This window comes from Azotobacter tropicalis (genome assembly GCF_059739045.1).
Genome location: NZ_AP046059.1, coordinates 1,694,838 through 1,712,885 on the forward strand (window position 1 = coordinate 1,694,838; position 18,048 = coordinate 1,712,885).

General features: G+C 69.1%; 13 protein-coding genes and 1 pseudogene. 7 read left to right on the top strand and 7 right to left on the bottom strand.

Annotation, left to right across the window (positions count from 1 at the left end; all coding sequences use genetic code 11):
• The first annotated feature begins 6 nt into the window (after positions 1 to 6).
• The 4 genes from Atro_RS07915 to Atro_RS07930 all read left to right on the top strand — a co-directional run bounded on the left by Atro_RS07915 (position 7) and on the right by Atro_RS07930 (position 3,919).
• Positions 7 to 1,017: an ABC transporter permease subunit gene (locus tag Atro_RS07915; RefSeq protein WP_497927137.1), complete on the top strand. Its 1,011-nt coding sequence runs from the start codon at positions 7 to 9 to the stop codon at positions 1,015 to 1,017.
• A gap of 64 nt (positions 1,018 to 1,081) precedes the next feature.
• Positions 1,082 to 1,984, top strand: a complete 903-nt coding sequence (locus tag Atro_RS07920) for an ABC transporter permease subunit (protein ID WP_497927138.1) — start codon at positions 1,082 to 1,084, stop codon at positions 1,982 to 1,984.
• Between the two features lie 10 nt (positions 1,985 to 1,994).
• Entirely contained in the window at positions 1,995 to 2,963 is a 969-nt protein-coding gene (locus Atro_RS07925) for an ABC transporter ATP-binding protein (protein WP_497927139.1), read from the top strand.
• Positions 2,960 to 3,919, top strand: coding sequence for a peptide ABC transporter ATP-binding protein (locus Atro_RS07930; protein ID WP_497927140.1), 960 nt, complete (start codon positions 2,960 to 2,962; stop codon positions 3,917 to 3,919). Before Atro_RS07925 ends, Atro_RS07930 begins: the two co-directional genes overlap by 4 nt.
• 685 nt (positions 3,920 to 4,604) lie before the next feature.
• Here the strand turns inward: Atro_RS07930 and Atro_RS07935 are convergent.
• The 5 genes from Atro_RS07935 to Atro_RS07955 all read right to left on the bottom strand — a co-directional run bounded on the left by Atro_RS07935 (position 4,605) and on the right by Atro_RS07955 (position 11,848).
• Entirely contained in the window at positions 4,605 to 5,525 is a 921-nt protein-coding gene (locus Atro_RS07935) for a 5-oxoprolinase subunit C family protein (protein WP_497927141.1), read from the bottom strand.
• Positions 5,522 to 6,199 (bottom strand): 5-oxoprolinase subunit PxpB, encoded by a 678-nt coding sequence (gene pxpB / locus Atro_RS07940; protein WP_497927639.1) that lies wholly within the window; start codon positions 6,197 to 6,199, stop codon positions 5,522 to 5,524. Before pxpB ends, Atro_RS07935 begins: the two co-directional genes overlap by 4 nt.
• Positions 6,196 to 6,948: a 5-oxoprolinase subunit PxpA gene (locus tag Atro_RS07945; protein WP_497927142.1), complete on the bottom strand. Its 753-nt coding sequence runs from the start codon at positions 6,946 to 6,948 to the stop codon at positions 6,196 to 6,198. The genes pxpB and Atro_RS07945 overlap by 4 nt, the downstream gene beginning before the upstream one ends.
• A gap of 42 nt (positions 6,949 to 6,990) precedes the next feature.
• Entirely contained in the window at positions 6,991 to 9,354 is a 2,364-nt protein-coding gene (locus tag Atro_RS07950; RefSeq protein WP_497927143.1) for a PepSY domain-containing protein, read from the bottom strand.
• A gap of 211 nt (positions 9,355 to 9,565) precedes the next feature.
• Positions 9,566 to 11,848, bottom strand: a complete 2,283-nt coding sequence (locus Atro_RS07955; RefSeq protein WP_497927144.1) for a TonB-dependent receptor — start codon at positions 11,846 to 11,848, stop codon at positions 9,566 to 9,568.
• Between the two features lie 181 nt (positions 11,849 to 12,029).
• On the opposite strand from Atro_RS07955, the gene Atro_RS07960 reads away from it, so the two are divergent.
• The gene (locus Atro_RS07960) at positions 12,030 to 12,710 is read left to right on the top strand and encodes a Fe2+-dependent dioxygenase (RefSeq protein WP_497927145.1); all 681 of its coding nucleotides are present in this window, start codon (positions 12,030 to 12,032) and stop codon (positions 12,708 to 12,710) included.
• Positions 12,711 to 12,720: 10 nt separating this feature from the next.
• Positions 12,721 to 13,485 carry a tetratricopeptide repeat protein gene (locus tag Atro_RS07965; RefSeq protein ID WP_497927146.1) on the top strand — a complete coding sequence of 255 codons (765 nt, stop codon included), beginning with the start codon at positions 12,721 to 12,723 and terminating at the stop codon, positions 13,483 to 13,485.
• A gap of 3 nt (positions 13,486 to 13,488) precedes the next feature.
• Here the strand turns inward: Atro_RS07965 and Atro_RS07970 are convergent, their stop codons facing one another.
• Positions 13,489 to 14,595 carry an alpha-hydroxy acid oxidase gene (locus Atro_RS07970; protein WP_497927147.1) on the bottom strand — a complete coding sequence of 369 codons (1,107 nt, stop codon included), beginning with the start codon at positions 14,593 to 14,595 and terminating at the stop codon, positions 13,489 to 13,491.
• A gap of 80 nt (positions 14,596 to 14,675) precedes the next feature.
• Positions 14,676 to 15,839, bottom strand: coding sequence for a type III PLP-dependent enzyme (locus Atro_RS07975; RefSeq protein ID WP_497927148.1), 1,164 nt, complete (start codon positions 15,837 to 15,839; stop codon positions 14,676 to 14,678).
• A gap of 526 nt (positions 15,840 to 16,365) precedes the next feature.
• Here Atro_RS07975 and Atro_RS07980 point away from each other — a divergent pair.
• A pseudogene (locus tag Atro_RS07980) lies at positions 16,366 to 17,948 on the top strand (peptide chain release factor 3).
• The last annotated feature ends 100 nt before the right edge of the window (positions 17,949 to 18,048 follow it).

Here is an 18,048-nt window from a genome sequence, read left to right on the forward strand (position 1 = left end):
CCGCGCATGCTGTCCTTTCTCGCCCGCCGCCTCGGCCTGCTGATTCCCACCTTCCTCGGCGTGACCCTGCTGACCTTCGCCCTGATCCGCCTGATCCCCGGCGACCCAGTGGAGGTGATGATGGGCGAGCGGCGTCTCGATCCGCAGGCCCACGCCGAGGCCATGCAGCGGCTCGGCCTCGACCGCCCGCTGCACGAGCAGTACCTGAGTTACCTCAGCCAGCTGGCGCGGGGCGATCTCGGCCAGTCGCTGCGCACCCACGAGAGCGTCTGGAGCGAGTTCGCCAGCCTGTTTCCGGCCACCGTCGAGCTGGCCCTCGCCGCTCTCCTGCTGGCCGGAGTGCTCGGCCTGCTCGCCGGCACCCTCGCGGCGCTGAGGCGCGGCTCGGTTCTCGACCACGGCACCATGGGCCTGGCGCTGACCGGCTACTCGATGCCGATCTTCTGGTGGGCGCTGATCCTGATCATGTTCTTCTCCGTGGAACTCGGCTGGACGCCGGTTTCCGGGCGCCTCGACCTGCTCTACGACGTTGAGCCGGTGACCGGCTTCATGCTGATCGACACCCTGCTCAGCGACGAACAGGGCGCCTTTCTCGACGCCCTGCGCCACCTGATCCTGCCGGCCATCGTGCTCGGCACCATCCCGCTGGCGGTGATCGCCCGCATGACCCGCTCGGCGATGCTCGAGGTGCTGCGCGAGGACTACATGCGCGCCGCCCGCGCCCGCGGCCTGTCGCCGGCGCGACTGGTGTTCGTGCACGCCCTGCGCAACGCCCTGCTCCCGGTGCTTACGGTGTTCGGTCTGCAGGTCGGCTCGCTGCTGTCCGGTGCGGTGCTCACCGAGACCCTGTTCTCCTGGCCGGGCATCGGCAAGTGGCTGATCGAGGCGATCGGCGCCCGCGACTACCCGGTGGTGCAGAACGGCATCCTGCTGATCGCCGTGCTGGTCGTCCTGGTCAACGTTGCCGTGGACATCCTCTATGGCCTGGCCGACCCGCGCATCCGCCATGGGCGCTGAGCCCTCCCCGATCGACCGCGCGGGCGCCGGCGCGCGGGAACGCTCAATCATTCAAGGCTGACCGATGAACACACCCCTTCCCCTCGCCGCCGAACCGGCCTGGTCCTCGCCCTTCGCCGAATTCTGCCGGGCCTTCGCACGCAACCGCGGCGCCCTCGTCGCCCTGCTGTTCCTCGCCCTGCTCGCCGCCTGTGCGCTGCTGGCCCCCTGGCTCGCGCCCTTCGATCCTGCCGCCCAGCACCGCGACTTCCTGCTCGCTCCGCCGGCCTGGCTGGAAGGCGGACAAGCCCGCTTCTTGCTCGGCACCGACGAGCTGGGCCGCGACCTGCTCTCGCGGCTGATCCATGGGGCGCGTCTGTCGCTCTCGATCGGCCTGGCCTCGGTGGCGCTGTCGCTCGCGCCCGGCGTGCTGCTCGGGCTCTGCGCCGGCTTCTTTCCGCGCCTGCTCGGCCCCGCGATCATGCGCCTGATGGACGTCATGCTGGCGCTGCCCGCTCTGCTGCTGGCGGTGGCGGTGGTCGCCGTGCTCGGCCCGGGGCTGCTCAATACCGTGCTGGCGATCGCCATCGTCGCGCTGCCCGCCTACGTGCGCCTGACCCGCGCCGCGGTGCTCGGCGAGCTCCACCGCGACTACGTCACCGCCGCGAAGATGGCCGGCGCCGGGCGCCTGCGCCTGATGTTCGTCGCGGTGCTGCCGAACTGCCTGGCGCCCCTGATCGTCCAGGCCACCCTGGGCTTTTCCGCGGCCATCCTGGAGGCCGCCGCGCTGGGCTTCCTCGGCCTCGGCGTGCAGCCGCCGACGCCCGAATGGGGCAGCATGCTGGCCTCGGCGCGCGACTACATCGAACGCGCCTGGTGGGTGGTGACCCTGCCGGGCCTGGCCATCCTCTCGACCGTGCTGGCGATCAACCTGGTCGGCGACGGCCTGCGCGACGCGCTGGACCCGAAACTGAAGAACCCGGACTGAGGAGCACGCCATGAGCCTGCTGGAAATCGACAACCTCAGCGTGCGCTACGGCCCCGCCGACGCCCCGCCGGTGGTGGACGGCCTCGACCTGCGCCTGGAGGCCGGCGAGGTGCTGGCCATCGTCGGCGAGTCCGGCTCCGGCAAGTCGCAGGCCATGCTCGCTTTGCTCGGCCTGATCGATCCGCCCGGCCGGGTCGCTGCCGAGCGCCTGCGGTTCGCCGGCCACGACCTGCTCGCTCTCAAGGAGCGCCAGCGGCGCCGGCTGCTCGGCAAGGAACTGGCGATGGTCTTCCAGGACCCGCTGGCCGCCCTCGACCCGAGCTACCAGATTGGCTTCCAGCTCGAGGAAGTGCTGCACCGGCACCTCGGCCTGCGCGGCGGTGCTGCCCGCCGGCGCGCCCTGGAGCTGCTCGAGCAGGTGGAGATCCCGGCCGCCGCCAGCCGTCTGGACGCCTACCCGCACCAGCTCTCCGGCGGCATGGCCCAGCGCGTGGCCATTGCCCTGGCGATCGCCGCCGAACCGCGCCTGCTGATCGCCGACGAGCCGACCACCGCCCTCGACGTGACCATCCAGGCGCAGATCCTCGAACTGCTGCTCAACCTGCAGCGCGAGCGCGGCATGGCCCTGCTGCTGATCAGCCACGACCTCGCCGTGGTCGCCGAATGCGCCCGCCGGGTCTACGTGATGTACGCCGGCCAGGCGGTCGAGGTCGGCACCCTGCCCGGGCTGTTCGACGCCCCGGCGCATCCCTATACCGAGGCGCTGCTCGCCGCACTGCCGGAAGCCGGCCAGGCACGCCGTCCGCTGCGCGGCCTGCCGGGCAGCGTTCCCGGCCGCCACGATCGCCCGACGGGTTGCCTGCTGGCGCCGCGCTGCCCCTACGTGCAGGACGATTGCCGCGCCCTTCGACCGCCATTGGAAAGCAAGCGCCAGAGCCAGGCGCGCTGCTATCACCCGCGCAACCAGGAGAGCCCATGAGCCCGGTGCTGATCGCCCGCGACCTGACCCGTCACTACCGCGTCTCCCGCGGCCTGTTCCGCCCCGCCGCCCGCGTCCAGGCGCTGAACGGCCTGTCCTTCGCGCTCGAGGCCGGCGAGACCCTGGCGGTGGTCGGCGAGTCCGGCTGCGGCAAGTCGACCCTGGCCCGCGCCCTGACCCTGATCGAGGCACCGACCGCCGGCTCGCTGCAGATCGCCGGCCGGGACGTCGCCGGCACCGATCACCGGCTGCTGCGCCGCGACGTGCAGATGGTCTTCCAGAATCCCTACGCCTCGCTCAACCCGCGGCGGCGGATCGGCGACCAGCTGGCCGAACCGCTGGCCATCAACACCGACCTTTCCGGCGCCGAGCGCCGCGCCCGGGTGCTGGCGATGCTCGAGCGGGTCGGCCTGCGCGCCGAGCACTCTGCGCGTTATCCGCACATGTTCTCCGGCGGCCAGCGCCAGCGCATCGCCATCGCCCGGGCGATGATCCTGCGCCCCAAGGTACTGGTCGCCGACGAGCCGACCTCGGCGCTCGACGTATCGGTGCAGGCTCAGGTGCTCAACCTGTTCCTGGAGTTGCAGCAGCGATTCGGCACCGCCTATGTGTTCATCTCCCACAACCTGGCGGTGGTGCGCCACGTCGCCGACCGCCTGCTGGTGATGTACCTCGGCCGGCCCATGGAGCTCGGCCCCGCCGAACGGATCTACCAAAAGCCACTGCACCCCTACACCCAGGCGCTGCTCGCCGCCACGCCGAGCCTGCATCCCGAGCCGGGCCGCCAGCGCGTCCGCCTCGCCGGCGAGCCGCCCAACCCGCTGGAGCCGCCGACAGGGTGCGTGTTCCATCCGCGCTGCCCGTATGCGACGGAGCGCTGTCGGGGCGAGGTGCCGGCGCTGCGGGAGGTGGATGGGCGGGAGGTGGCTTGTCACTATGCGGAGCGGTTCGTGTGAAGCTTACGCATTTGTCGACTTGGGCCTGACCCAAGGGGCAATGACGATGCGCTTTCCTCGGCGCAACCGACAGGTTTCGCCTTGCACGGCGAGTTCCTTTCTTCTTGCTTGCCCAAGAAGAAAGGAACCAAAGAAGAAGGGCACCCGACATCCGGGTCTGACCGCTTCGCGGCCAGACTGCCCTCGCTCCGGCACTGCTCCGAGGGCACGCCACGAAGGGACGTCCCTGTCGCTTCGTGCCTTGCTCGGCGTCCTGCCTCGCATCCCCCTCCGCAGCGCCTGCGCTCGGCCTCCTGTACGGGGCCGGGGAGTTGGCAGACAGTCGAGAGAAAAGCTGGAGGGCTCCGCCTCGGCTTTGACGCCCAAGCCATCAGGCAGCGCCGAACGCCCCTTTCAGGAGGCCGAGCGAAGTCGTTGCGCAAGGGGTCGAGCGGCATGGATGCCGCGAGAGCTGCGAGGGCCATGGATGGCCCTTCGTAGCGAGCCCCTGGAGCGACGACGGAGGGAGGGAACCCCGCCGCAGGCGGGGCCGAATGACAGGGGCAAGCGTTTTTGCTTACTTTTTTCGCGACTGAAAAAAGTGAGTCGCCGTGCAAGGCGAAATCTGTAGTTCGGGCCGAGGAAAGCGTCGCGATTGAGCATGAAGGTCTGGCAAGAGAAAACCAGGCTTGTGTCCCTCAAGCGCTCAGCGCCCGAAGAACCGATAAAACTCCCGCACCTCCCCCTGCACCGCCTCCACCGCCACCCGCTCGAAGCGCACCGTCCGGTGCGCCGGACACTGCGCCAGCAGCCCCAGGTCCAGCGGATGCACCCAGCCGAGGATCGGATAGCCGCCCATGGTCTGCCGGTCGGCCATCAGCACGATCGGCTGGCCGTCCGGCGGCACCTGGATGGCGCCGGTGGTCACTCCCAGCGACCACTGCCGCGCCGGCGCCCGCAACGGCTCGCCGGAAAGGCGCGCACCCATGCGGTCGGACTGCGGGCTGAGGCGCCAGGGCTGGGCGAAGAAGCGCCGGCGCTCGGCCACGGAAAAGTCCCCGGCATCGCCGCCGAGCATCACCCGCAGGCGGGGCTCGGCCCGGTAGTCCGGCACGAAGCACCAGGGCACGCTGGCTGCGCCGGGCAGGCTGGCCGGCACGCAGGGCAGCACGTCTCCAGCGCACAGGGGCTGGCCGTCGCCGTACAGGCCGCCGAGGCCTTCGCGGGTCTGGGTGGCTACGCTGCCCAGCACCGTCCCGGCACCGAAGCCCCCCGCTACCGCCAGGTAGGCACGCTGACCGCTGCGGGCGAAACCGAGGCAGAGGCGCTGCCCGGCGCGCACGGCGAAGCGCGACCAGTTCGGCCGCGGCGCATCGTCCAGCCGGATGTCCAGCTCGGCGCCGCAGACCGCCACCCAGGTATCGACGGCGCTTTGCAGTTCCATGCCACCCAGGGCGATCTCGACCAGCGGCGTTCCCCAGCGGTTGCCCAGCAGGCGGTTGGCCCAGGCCGCCGCGTGGATGTCCAGCGGGCCTGCCGGGGACACGCCGAGGTGTTGCCAGCGGGCGCGGCCGGCATCCTGCAACAGGCCGAGCGGACCGGGACGGATCACCGCGAGGCCCGTCACGGCATGCTGTCCTCGGCGCGGAAGGTCGCCTCGTCGACGGCGAAGAAGCGTACCCGGTCGCCCACCGCCAGCGGACAGGGCGGCTCGGCGCGGGCGTCGAACAGGCGCCGCGGACAGAGGCCGATCAGGTGCCAGCCGCCTGGCGAGGCCTGCGGGTAGACCGCGGTCTGCCGTTCGGCGATGGCCAGCGCGCCGGCCGGCACCCGGGTGCGCGGCGTGCGCCGGCGCGGCAGGGCCAGCCGCGCGTCCAGCTCGCCCAGGTAGGCGAAACCCGGCGCGAAGCCGATCGCGCCGACCCGGTATTCCGCGCCGCTGTGCAGGGCGATCACCTCGGCCTCGCTCAGCGCGCAGGCGCGGGCGACCTCGGCCAGGTCCTCGCCGGCGTACCAGACGGGGATTTCGTGCAGACGGCCGACGCCGGACGGCGGCGGCTCGGCGTACCAGTCCTCGAGCAGCGGCAGCAGGCGTCTGCCGAGCTGCCGGTGGTCGGTGCGCAGCAAGTCGTAATGCAGCAGCAGGGTGGTCCAGCCGGGCACCAGGTCGACGAGCCAAGTCCCCAGCTCGCGCTGGATACGCTCGGCCAGGGCGGCGATGCGCAGCGGCAGATCGGCATCCGGTCGCTCGGCCAGAACCAGCAGCAGGGCCTCGGCACCGGCCGGTTCGAGGCGCATCAGAGGGCGTCGAGGGCCGCGCGCAGACGGCGCAGCACGGCCAGCGACTCGGCGTTGTCGCCGTGCACGCAGAGGCTCTCGGCGCGCAGGCGCAGCGGCTTGCCGTCGAGGTCCGGAAAGGGCTCGCCGCGGGCGATGGCCAGCGCCTGGGCGAGGATGCGCTCGGGCTCCTGGTGCACCGCTCCGCTCAGGCGGCGCGGCGCCAACCGGCCGTCGGACAGGTAGGCACGGTCGGCGAAGGCCTCGAACAGCAGCGGCACGCCGGCGGCCTCGGCCAGGCGTACCTCGCGGGCATTATCGGCCAGCGCCAGGACCATCAGCGGCAGGCCCGGGCGGAAGGCCGCGCAGGCCTCCAGCACGGCGCCGAGCAGCGCGTCGTCGCGCACCAGATCGTTGTACAGCGCGCCGTGCGGCTTGACGTAGTCGATGCGGGTGCCGGCGGCGCGGCAGAAGGCGTCCAGCGCGCCGAGCTGGTAGAGCACCTGGGCGCGCACCTCGTCGGGCGAGCAGTCGAGATGGCGGCGGCCGAAGCCGGCCAGGTCCGGATAGGCCGGATGCGCACCGATGCGCGCCCCGTGGCGCACCGCCAGGGCCACGCTGCGCTGCATGGTCAGCGGGTCGGCGGCGTGGAAGCCGCAGGCGAGATTGGCCTGGTCGATCAGCGGCATGGCGAGCGCGTCGTTGCCCATTTTCCAGGCGCCGAAGCTTTCGCCCATGTCGCAGTTGAGGAGGATGCGGGTCGGAATATTCATGGCGCTAGCTTGCGGCCTCCACCGGGCGGCCGCAAGCCTGTCTCAGAACAGATCGCGGCGGAAGCGTCCCTCGTCGCGCAGACGCTCGACTTCGGCGCTGCCGAGCAGCTCGATGAGCACCGCTTCGACGCCGGACGCCATGCCCCGGCTGCCGCACAGGTAGACGACGGCGCCCTCGGCCAGCCAGTTGCGCAGGGCGTCGGCCGATTCGCGCAGGCGATCCTGCACATAGATCTTGCTTCCTGCGTCGCTGGAGAAGGCCAGGTCGAGGCGGGCCAGCCGGCCGGCCGCCTGCCAGGCCAGCAACTCGTCGCGACAGAGGAAGTCGTGGGTTTCGCTGCGCTCGCCGAAGATCAGCCAGTTGTGGCTCTGCCCGCGGCGGATGCGCTCGCGCAGCAGGCCGCGCAGACCGGCGAGGCCGGCGCCGTTGCCGATCAGCAGCAGCGGCCGGTCGTCCGCCGGCAGGCGGAAGCCGCTGTTGGCGCGCAGGCGCAGCGGCACGCGGGCTCCCGGCGCCAGCTCGCACAGCCAGCCCGAACACAATCCCAGCGTGCCGTCGGGGCGCCGCTGCCGGCGCACCAGCAGCTCGAGCACGCCATCTTCGACCAGCGAGGCGACCGAGTAGCAACGCGGCAACGCACCGGCCTGCGGCGGACGGATCTCCACCAGATCGCCGGCTTCCCAGCGCTGCCCCTGCGGAATCTGCAGGATCAGGCGCCAGATCGGCTCGGCCGCACTGCTTGGGTTGAGGCATTCGCGGGCCAGCAGCATCCACTCGCCGAAGCCCTCCTCCTCCGCTGCCGGCGGCTCGCTGCCGGACAGCCGGCCGAGTTGCTCGCGCCAGCTTTGCAGGGCCGCGGCATCGCCGCTGTCCACCTCCACCGGGGCGAACAGCCGGCGTGCGCCCTGCTGCTGCAGCCACTGGTCGAGCTGCCGGGCGAAGGCGCAGAAACGCTGGTACTGGCTGTCGCCGAGACCGAGCAGGGCGTACTGCAGATGGTTCAGCTCGCACTCGCCGCCGAGTACCCGGCGCACGAAGCCGCGCGCGCTGTCCGGCGCCTCGCCGTCGCCGAAGGTGCTGACCACGAACAGCGCGCGCTCGGTGCCGCGCAGCTCGCTCACCTCGAGCTGCGCCAGCGAACGCACCTGCACCGCGGCACCGCCCGCCTGCAACTGGCTGGCGGCCTGCCAGGCCAGCCGTTCGGCGAAGCCGTTTTGACTGGCGAAACCGATCAGCCACGGCTGGCCGCCGGCCGAAACCGCCAGCGCCTGCTGCGCCTCGCGGGCGGCGCGGCGGCTGCGCCGGCGGTCGAGATAGAGCTGCCAGCCGGTGACGAAGAACAGCGGCATGCCCAGGCTGGCGAGCAGCATCAGCACGCGGCCGGGATGGCCGAAATATTCGCCGGTATGCAGCGGATAGAGGCTGGCGAGCAGCCGCTGGGGCAGGCTCTTGTCCGCGTAGCGCTCGTGCTTGAGCGGCGCACCGCTGGCGACGTCGAGGCTCAGGCGGTTGATCGCCCGGGGATGGTCGGCGTCGGGCGCGACATACATGACCTGCAGCGGCTGGCCGGGGCGCTCGGGCAGCGTCAGGTTGACCTGCCGATAGCTGTCGCCCACCTCGCCACGGAAGGCCTGGAACAGCGGATCGAGGCTGATCGCCGACGCTGCGGGCCGGGCCTGCTCGCCGCTCGGCGGCGGCCCGCGGCGCCCGCCGGGACCGCCGTGCTGCGGAGCGGCTTCGCCGGCCAGGGCGAAGAGGCCCTGGCGGTACCAGTCGTAGGACCAGCTCAGGCCGGTCAGCGCGGCCAGCAGGTAGAGCAACAACACCCAGGTGCCGGCCACCGCATGCAGGCTCCAGAGGAAACCGCGTCCCTTGCGCGACCAGTCGAGGGTCAGCCAGGCGCGCCAGTCGCCGGCCCGGCGCGGCCAGCGCAGGTAGAGGCCGGACAGGCAGAGGAACACCAGGATCAGGGTCGAGGCGCCGGTGATCGCCTTGCCGGTGTCGCCGATGGCCAGCCAGCGGTGCACCTGCATCATGAAGCGGAAGAAGCCCAGGCCGCGCGCCGCGCCGAGCAGATCGCCGCTGTAGGGGTCGGCGTAGAGGGTCTCGCCGCGCGGACCGCCGCCGCTGACGATCACCTGGGCCGCCTCCTCCGGCGCGCTCGACAGGGTCAGCCCGAGCACCTGGCGCTGTCCCACCTGGCTGCGCAGGTGCTCGAGCAACGCATCCGGACTCAGCGCCTGGACGCCCGACCGCGCCTCGACGGTCATCACCCCGGGATTGAGAAAGCGCAGCAGCTCGCCCTGGTAGGACAGGGTCGCGCCGGTCACGCCCATGACCGCGAGCACCAGCCCGGCGCTGATGCCGAGCAGCCAGTGCAGCTGGAAAAGGATCTTCTTCGCCACCTGATGTCACCTGATCGGTGCCGCCTCTGGCGGCACGGTTGGAATCGAATGCGGTCGCCCGCTTTATGCATTGCCGTGCATGGCACAGTGCGAAGGAATTCTATTCGAGAACGTTTTTCATCGAACCGGATTTACCCAACTTTTACCCGGCTACCGGCAGACACGCGAAGGCCGCCCGCAGGCGGCCTTCGACGGCTTCGCAGCCTCTTCTTCAGAAGTGGAGGTTGGTGGCCAGCAGCACGGTGCGTCCCGGCGCCACGTGGGCCATGTGGGTCGGGTAGACCTGATCGAAGTAGCGCTTGTCGGTCAGGTTCTGGATGTTCAGCTGCATGTCGAGGTTCTTGCTCACCTTCAGGTTAGCCATCGCGTCGTAGCGCCAGTAGCTGGACACCCGGGACGTGTTGGCGGCGTCGCCGTAGCGCGAATCGACGTAGTTGGCGCCCCCGCCGACGGTCAGGAAGGGGAACAGCTGATAGGTGTTCCAGAAGCTGAAGCTGTTCTCCGGCGTGCTGGGGTTCTCGTTGCCGTCGTTGGCACCGTCGACGCGCACCACGGCCGAGCTCGGGTCGATGTCCACCACGCCGCCGTTGACGATCTCGCTGTCCAGGTAGGTGTAGTTGGCGAAGACCTGCCATTCGGGGGTGACCCGGCCGCTGACACCGATCTCGAAACCCTTGATTTCCACCTCGCCCATGTTCTGCGTCCGGCCGTCCTGGTCGGTGACCCGCGCGTTGGACTTCTTGGTCTTGAAGATCGCCGAGTCCAGCGCCAGGCGGCCGTCGAAGAACTCCCACTTGGTGCCCAGCTCGACGTTGCGGTTGCGTTCCGGCTCGAGGTCCTGGGTGTTGACCCCAATGCTGTCGGCACCTTCGCCGGAAGTCTCGCCGACCGGGTTGCGCGAGGTCGACCAGGCCACGTAGATGCTGCCGTTGGGCAGCGGGTTGAACACCACGCCCAGCTGGTGGCTCCAGAAGTTGTTGTTGTTCTCGTACTTGAAGTTGCCCAGCGTGTTGCTGTAGCCCGAGGACGTGGTCTCGAAGTCGTCGTAGCGCAGGCCGAGGTTCAGCGACCACTTCTCGTTGAACTTGAGGGTGTCGAACAGGTAGGCGGACTTGGTCTGGGTATCGGTGTCGGTGTAGGCCAGGCCGTCCTTGTAGTAGCCGTTCCAGTCGTCCTTGTAGTTGGGGCTGCTCAGCGCGGTGCAGTTGCCCGAGGCCTGCGAGGCGGCGTTACAGCTGGACGTGGTGGAGATGGCGGCGCCGCTTGAGGTGTAGAAGGCATAGGGACGGTTGTGCACGTCCTGGTCGGTGACCTCGATACCGCCCACCATGGTGTGCTCGATGAAGCCGGTCTTGAACTTCGCCTGGATGTCGGTCTGGTTGACCCAGCCTTCCGAGGTGGAGTTGCGGCTCTTCGGCGAGCGCCAGACCAGGTCGCGGCTGACGTTGCCCCGCGAGTCGTCCGGGTTGGTGGCGATGTAGTCGAGGGTGGTGCGCACCTGGCGGAAGGAGTTGGAGATCGTCACGTTCTCGTTGAGGTCGTGCTCGATCTTGAAGGTGCCGGAGTCGGTGGTGCTTTCCCGGAAGTCGCGCCCGGTCAGGCCGTAGAAAGCGTCCTTGTCGCCCACCGGACGGCGTTTCACGCCGATGCCGGACGGGCTCATCGGAATGCCGTAGTCCGGGGTGTCGTCGGCCTCCACGTGGTAGTAGGAAAGGGTCGCGCGGGTCGGGGTGTCGAAGCCGAAGGTGATGGTCGGCGCGAAGCCCCAGCGGCTGACGTCCACCGCCTCGCGGCCGGCGACGTTGGCGTCGTGCTTCATCAGGTTCAGGCGGAAGCCGACCTGGTCGGTCAGCATCCGGTTGAGGTCCAGGGTCGAGCGGCGGGTCTGGTCCGAGCCGAAAGTCTGGCTGAGGTCGAGGAAGTTGTTGCGCTTGGCGGTCTTGGTGATCATGTTCACGCTGCCGCCGGTGGAGCCGGCGCCGGTGTAGGCCGAGCCGGGGCCCTTGCTCACCTCGATCTGCTCGATGTTGAAGATCTCGCGGGTCTGCGAGGCGACGTCGCGCAGGCCGTCGATGAAGGTGTCGCTCTCGGCGTTGAAGCCGCGGATGATCGGCCGGTCGCCCGCCGGGTTGCCGCCCTCGCCGGCACCGAAGGTGATGCCGGAGGTGGTGCGCAGGGCGTCGACCAGGCTCAGCGAACCGGTGTCCTCGATGACCTGCTGGGAAATGATGGTGACCGACTTGGGCGTCTCGCGCAGCGGCGCGGTGAACTTCTTCGACGCCGACTCGACCTTGTAGTCGCCCTCGCGCTGGTCGACGACGCTGTCCGTCTCCAGCGACACGATCCCCTGCTTGTCCGTTTCCTTTCCGCTGGACTTCTTCTGTGCCGCCTCCTCGGCACGCACCCCGTCGACCGCGCTGAAGGCGGTCATGACTCCCAGTGCGGAAGCCAGGACGCGCGGCGTGGCGGTCGGGCGCTCGTTGATACGCGACATAAGTGTTTACTCCCCGGATGAATCGAATGGCGCGCACTCTAGACGAGAATGATTCTTGAAAGCAACAGATACAATTTTACATACGCGAATTGTTAATTTTTTATGTCCGCGCCCCATTTACCCATCAAATAAAAGGAAATACCATTTGAGATATATTCTCGATTGATGGAGATCAGGCGCCATGCTGCTACACATACCGGGGGTGTTTTCCCGCGACGAGGTCCGGCGCATCCGTCAGGCGCTGGAACAGGCACAGTGGCTCGACGGCAAGGCGACCGCGGGCTATCAATCGGCGCGCACCAAGCACAACCTGCAACTGGCCGAGGACGATCCGCTGGCGCGGGAGATCGCCGGCGCCATGCTCGAACGCCTCTGGCAGAACCCGCAATTCATGTCCGCCGCGCTGCCGCACAAGGTCTACCCGCCGCTGTTCAACTGCTACACGGACGGCGGCACCTTCGGCTTCCACATCGACAACGCCGTGCGCCAAGTGCGCGGTTCCGCCGAGCGGGTGCGCACCGACCTCTCCTCCACGCTGTTCTTCAGCGACCCGGACGAGTACGACGGCGGCGAGCTGGTGATCCAGGACACCTACGGCACGCAGCGGGTCAAGCTGCCGGCCGGCGACCTGGTGCTCTACCCGGCCACCAGCATCCACCAGGTCACCCCGGTCACCCGCGGGGCGCGCTACGCCTCCTTCTTCTGGACCCAGAGCCTGGTCCGCGAGGACTCCCAGCGCAGCCTGCTGTACGAGATGGACCAGGCGATCCAGAGCCTGTCGCGCGACGTGCCCGACCACTCGGCGCTGGTCCAGCTGACCGGCAACTACCACAACCTGTTGCGCCGCTGGGGCGAGGTGTGAGCGAACGACCATGAGCTTCATCCTCCGCCGCAGCGAAACCCCCGACCTCGCGCAACTGGGCCGCAGCCTGGCCGACGATCCGCGCCAGGCGGCACGCTGGATTCTCGCCGCGGCGAGCGCCGGCGAGCTGGAAGCCCAGGCTCTGCTCGGCCAGCTCCTGCTGGACGGTCTCGGCATCCAGCGCGATGCGGCCCTGGCCCGCGACTGGTTCGAGATCGCCGCCCAGCGCGGTCACGCCATGGCCAGCAACATGCTGGGGCGCTGCTGCGAACTGGGCTGGGGCGGTCCGCTCGACGAAGCGGCCGCCGCCCGCCATTACCGCACGGCGGCCGAGCTCGGCCTCGACTGGGGCATGTACAACTACGCCAACCTGCTGGCCACCGGCCGCGGGGTGGCGCGCAACGAGGAGCAGGCCTTCGCCTGGTACCGGCGCGCCGCCGGGCTGGGGCACGCCAAGTCGATGAACCTGGCCGGCCGCTACTACGAGGAAGGCCGGGTGGTCCGCGCCGACCCGCAGGCCGCCTTCGACTGCTACCGGCGCTCCGCCGAGGGCGGCGACTTCCGCGGCCAGTTCAGCTACGCCACGGTGCTGATGGGTCTGGGCCGCTGGGACGAGGCCCGCCACTGGCTGCGCGAAGCCCTCGCCCGCGGCCATCTGAAATTCCTGCGCAAGGCCTGCGACGAACTGCAGCGGGCCGCCGTCGCGGAGATCGCCGATATCGCCGAGGCCTACGCCCGGCGCCGCGCCGAGCTGGAAGCCGCGTCGGCCGGGTAGCGCTCAGCGCTCGACCAGGGACGGGCCTATCTCGGCCAGGGTCCGGCAGCCGGTCAGGGCCATGGCGACCTCCAGCTCGGCGCGCAGCAGCTGCACCACGTGGCAGACCCCCGGCGCGCCCGCCGCGGCCAGGCCGAAGACATAGGGCCGCCCCACCAGCACCGCGCTGGCGCCCAGGGCCAGAGCCTTGAACACGTCGGTGCCGCGACGGATGCCGCCGTCCAGCAGCAGCGGAACCCGCCTCTCGACGGCCCCGGCGATCTCCGCCAGCACCTCGATGGTCGCCGGCTGGGTATCCAGGGTGCGCCCGCCGTGGTTGGAAACGATGATCCCGTCGATCCCCTCGGCCACCGCGCGGCGGGCGTCCTCGGGGTGCATCACGCCCTTGACCAGCACCGGCAGGCGGGTCAGCGAACGCAGCCAGGCGAGATCCCGCCAGGTCGGCGCGGCGGCCAGCAGCGGGCCGCCGAACAGCACGCTGTCGCCGATCCGGCTGGCGGCCGGCGGCAGCGTGCGCATGCCGCGCAGGTTGACCGCCTCGATGCCCGCCGGCAGCGCGAAGCCGGCGCGCTGCTCGCGGTTGCGCAGGCCGTTGACCGGCGCATCCACGGTCACCACCAGCGCCTGGTAGCCGGCCGCCTCGGCGCGCCGCACCAGCTCGCGGGTGAACTCGCGGTCGGGCTGCACGTAGAGCTGGAACCACAAGGGCGTCTGCGCTTGGCGGGCGATCTCCTCCAGCGCCACGCTGGCCTGGGTGCTGACCACCATGCCGGCGCGCACCGCCGAGGCCGCCAGCACCGTGGCCAGCTCGCCGTCCGGGTGGAGCAGCTTCTGGTAGGCGACCGGCGCCAGCAGGATCGGCTGCTCGAAGCGCTGGCCGAACAGCTCCAGGCGGGTATGGCCGTCCGTCAGGTCCTGCAGCGCCCGACTGCGCAGGCGCAGGCGCCGGAAGGCCGCGCAGTTGTCGCGCAGGGTCAGCTCGTCCGCCGCGCCGCCGGCCATGTAGGCCCAGGCCTGCTCGCTCATCCGCTCGCGGGCGAAGGGCTCGTAGTCGGCGACCGCGGCGATGCTCGCGGGGATCTGCTGCAGCGTGGGCAGGGGCTGGTGCATGGCGTCCGCTCCTCGGTCATCGGGAATTGCAACGAAAAACGCCGCGACAAGCGCGGCGTTGTTTCGCGGGCAGGCGGATCTTATATATAGAAGGCCTTCAGCGGCGGGAAGCCGTTGAATTCCACGGCGCTGTAGCTGGTGGTGTAGGCGCCGGTGGACAGCCAGTACAGGCGATCGCCGCTGGCCAGGTTGAGCGGCAGGCCGTACTTGTAGTTCTCGTACATGATGTCGGCGCTGTCGCAGGTCGGGCCGGCGATCACCACCTCCTCCATCTCGCCCTTCTTCTCGGTCCAGATCGGGTACTTGATGGCCTCGTCCATGGTCTCGATCAGGCCGGAGAACTTGCCCACGTCGGTGTACACCCAGCGCTCCACGGCGGTGCGCGACTTGCGCGAGACCAGCACCACTTCGCTGACCAGAATGCCGGCGTTGGCGATCAGCGAGCGGCCCGGCTCGAGGATGATCTCCGGCAGCTCCTCGCCGAAGTCCTCCTTGAGGAAGCGGATGATCTCCTCGGCGTAGGTCTGCAGGCTGTTGGTCTTGGTGATGTAGTTGGCCGGGAAGCCGCCGCCCATGTTGATCATCTTCAGCTCGATGCCGTCCTCTTCCTTGAGGCGCTCGAAGATCACCTTGACCTTGGCGATCACCGCGTCCCAGACGTCGATGTCGCGCTGCTGGCTGCCCACGTGGAAGGACACGCCGTAGGGCACCAGGCCCAGCTGGCGGGCGAGGATCAGCAGGTCCAGGGCCATGTCCGGCTGGCAGCCGAACTTGCGCGACAGCGGCCAGTCGGCCGACGCGGTGCCCTCGGTGAGGATGCGCACGTAGATCTTCGAGCCCGGCGCGGCCTTGGCGATGTTGCGCAGGTCGGCCTCGGAGTCGGTGGCGAACAGGCGCACGCCCTTCTCGTAGAAGTAGCGGACGTCCTTGGCCTTCTTGATGGTGTTGCCGTAGCTGATGCGCTCGGCGCCGACGCCTTCGGCCAGCACCTTGTCCAGTTCGTAGATCGAGGCGATGTCGAAGTTCGAACCCTTGTCGCGCAGCAGGCGGATGATCTCCACCGCCGGGTTGGCCTTCACCGCGTAGTAGATGCGGGCGAAGGGGAAGCAGTCGCCCAGCTCGTTATAGGCGTTGGCGATGGTCTCGGTGTCGATGACGACGAAGGGGGTTTCCTGCTTGTCGGCGAAGGCCTTCATGCGCTGGAAGGTGGCAGGTGGGTAGTAGTCTTCGATCTTGATCGACATGCACGGACTCCAATGGCAAAACGCGGAAAGGATGGAAAAAGGGGTTACACGAACGCCTGATCAGTTTCCCCACTTTGGTTCGCCTACTTCCCAAGGCATGTCGCCGAAAGCAAAAAAGGTCAACCGGGGACACGGGTTGACCTTGCTGTCTCGTCGTCAGTACTTGAGCCGGATGGATCGTTTCCAGCATGGACGTTCGGCCGCGAACTTTAGGACCAAGGGGGGGCAAGATCAACCCTAAATTGCCGCTTTGTCCCCCCTCCTTGGTCCAACCCGCAAATATCCGGTATCGGCAACGAAAACATTCGAAATTCCGAACGGCCCGGCGAACGGGGAAACGCACGGCAGCGAGTGCTGCTCGCACCCGCCCCCGTCCTGACAGACCGGCATGAGCGCCCGACGTTCCCTGCCCGGCCAGCCGACCGGGCGGTGTCGGCACGGGCTGGCCGGCGCCCGGTTTCAGGTATAATTCCGCGCTTTTCCGGGCTCTCCCCGCCCGCCACCGCATCCTCCCAGGCACGAATTCATGACCACCCAGGCCGCCGAAGTCGCGAAGCGCCGTACCTTCGCCATCATCTCCCACCCCGACGCGGGCAAGACCACCATCACCGAGAAGCTGCTCCTGATGGGCCAGGCGATCGCCGTGGCCGGCACGGTGAAATCGCGCAAGTCCGACCGCCACGCCACCTCCGACTGGATGGAGATGGAGAAGCAGCGCGGCATCTCCATCACCACCTCGGTGATGCAGTTCCCCTACCGCGAGCACATGATCAACCTGCTCGACACCCCGGCCACGAGGACTTCTCGGAAGACACCTACCGCACCCTGACCGCGGTGGACTCGGCGCTGATGGTGCTCGACGGCGGCAAGGGCGTCGAGCCGCGGACCATCGCGCTGATGGACGTCTGCCGGCTGCGCGACACGCCGATCGTCAGCTTCATCAACAAGCTCGACCGCGACATCCGCGACCCCATCGAGCTGCTCGACGAGATCGAGGCGGTGCTGAAGATCAAGGCCGCGCCGATCACCTGGCCGATCGGCTGCTACAAGGACTTCAAGGGCGTCTACCACCTGACCGAGGACAAGATCATCGTCTACGTGCCCGGCCACGGCCACGAGCGCATCGAGGTGCCGGTGATCCAGGGCCTGGACTCGGCCGAGGCGCGCGCCCACCTGGGCGACCTCTACGACGGCTTCGTCGAGCAGCTGGAGCTGGTCCAGGGCGCCTGCCACGCGTTCGACCGCGAGGCCTTCCTCAAGGGCGAGATGACCCCGGTGTTCTTCGGCACCGCGCTGGGCAACTTCGGCGTCGACCAGGTGCTCGACTGCATCGTCGACTGGGCGCCGCAGCCGCTGTCGCGCGCCGCCCACGAGCGGGTGGTGGAGCCGACCGAGGAGAAGTTCACCGGTTTCGTGTTCAAGATCCAGGCGAACATGGACCCGAAACACCGCGACCGCATCGCCTTCATGCGCATCTGCTCGGGCAAGTACGAGAAGGGCATGAAGATGCGCCACGTGCGGATCAAGAAGGACCTGAAGATCGCCGACGCGCTGACCTTCTTCTCCAGCGAGCGCGAGCAGCTGGAAGAGGCGTATGCCGGCGACATCATCGGCCTGCACAACCACGGCACCATCCAGATCGGCGACACCTTCAGCGAGGGCGAGGTGCTCGGCTTCACCGGCATCCCGCACTTCGCCCCGGAGCTGTTCCGCCGCGTGCGCCTGAAGGACCCGCTGAAGTCCAAGCAGCTGCGCCAGGGCCTGCAGGAGCTGGCCGAGGAAGGCGCCACCCAGGTGTTCTTCCCCGAGCGCAGCAACGACATCATCCTCGGCGCGGTCGGCGTGCTGCAGTTCGACGTGGTGGCCAGCCGGCTGAAGGAGGAATACAAGGTCGAGTGCGCCTACGAGGCGATCAACGTCTGGTCGGCGCGCTGGATCGAGTGCGACGACAAGAAGAAGCTCGAGGACTTCAAGGTCAAGGCCTTCGAGAACATCGCCATCGACGGCGGCGGCCACCTCACCTACCTGGCGCCGACCCGGGTCAACCTGAGCCTGATGGAAGAGCGCTGGCCGGAGGTGAAATTCCGCGCCACCCGCGAGCATCACTGAGGCCCCTGCCCAGGAGCCGGCCCGCCGGCTCCGCACCTCCCGCCGCCCTCCCCGCACAAAGGCTGCCAGGCCTTGTCGAACCGCTCTGGCATGCTACTTC

Excerpts from the sequence above, each read along its gene's own strand:
- Atro_RS07965 (WP_497927146.1), top strand. The coding sequence starts at position 12,721 with ATGAGCTTCATCCTCCGCCGCAGCGAAACCCCCGACCTCGCGCAACTG.
- Atro_RS07930 (WP_497927140.1), top strand. The coding sequence starts at position 2,960 with ATGAGCCCGGTGCTGATCGCCCGCGACCTGACCCGTCACTACCGCGTC.
- Atro_RS07970 (WP_497927147.1), bottom strand. The coding sequence starts at position 14,595 with ATGCACCAGCCCCTGCCCACGCTGCAGCAGATCCCCGCGAGCATCGCC.
- Atro_RS07955 (WP_497927144.1), bottom strand. The coding sequence starts at position 11,848 with ATGTCGCGTATCAACGAGCGCCCGACCGCCACGCCGCGCGTCCTGGCT.
- Atro_RS07960 (WP_497927145.1), top strand. The coding sequence starts at position 12,030 with ATGCTGCTACACATACCGGGGGTGTTTTCCCGCGACGAGGTCCGGCGC.
- Atro_RS07920 (WP_497927138.1), top strand. The coding sequence starts at position 1,082 with ATGAACACACCCCTTCCCCTCGCCGCCGAACCGGCCTGGTCCTCGCCC.
- Atro_RS07925 (WP_497927139.1), top strand. The coding sequence starts at position 1,995 with ATGAGCCTGCTGGAAATCGACAACCTCAGCGTGCGCTACGGCCCCGCC.
- Atro_RS07975 (WP_497927148.1), bottom strand. The coding sequence starts at position 15,839 with ATGTCGATCAAGATCGAAGACTACTACCCACCTGCCACCTTCCAGCGC.
- Atro_RS07945 (WP_497927142.1), bottom strand. The coding sequence starts at position 6,948 with ATGAATATTCCGACCCGCATCCTCCTCAACTGCGACATGGGCGAAAGC.
- Atro_RS07915 (WP_497927137.1), top strand. The coding sequence starts at position 7 with ATGCTGTCCTTTCTCGCCCGCCGCCTCGGCCTGCTGATTCCCACCTTC.